We start from the raw sequence: 543 nt of genomic DNA, 5'->3' as shown, positions 1-543 counted from the left end.
CCGGCCGGCGTCGGCGGCGGCCCTCTCACCGGGCACCAGACCGGGGTAGGTGACGGAGAGGAGTTCGCGGGTGGCGCGGGCCTCGGCGGCGGCCAGCGGATCGGTCGTGCCCGCGTCACGGCGGCCGATCCGCTCGACGGCGTCCGCCGCCTCGACGTACCGTCCGTGCCACAGCAGGTACTTGACGAGCACGAGGGCGTACTGGTCGGGCAGCTTGCCGTCCCGCAGGGCGCCGGCGAGTTCGACGAGGTGACGCGCGCCCATGGTGGGGTCCAGCACCCAGGTGGCGCCGGCCAGCAGAGCCTTGAGGCGCAGCTGCTCGCCGTCGTCCCGGCAGTGCCGCAGGGCAACTTCGAGGCACAGCCTGGCCTCGGCGGGCCGGCTGGCGGCCAGGTGCCGTTCGGCGGCCTCCCGGAGCTGGTCCACCGCCCAGGGCGCGGTGGCCGTGCCCGCCTCGACGAGGTGGCGGGCGACGCCGACGACGGGGGCGCCGCCCTCCTCGTACAGCAGCTCGGCGGCGCGCCGGTGCAGGACGGCGCGCTC

General features: G+C 77.0%; 1 pseudogene. It reads right to left on the bottom strand.

Features of this window, described 5'->3' with window-relative positions:
• Positions 1 to 543 (bottom strand): annotated as a pseudogene (locus ACVNF4_RS36850) (LuxR family transcriptional regulator); the annotation flags it as partial.

The sequence above is a fragment of the Streptomyces sp. S6 genome, assembly GCF_054880855.1.
The sequence above is the reverse complement of the archived record's forward strand: the minus strand, read 5'-3'. Positions and strand labels throughout refer to the sequence as shown.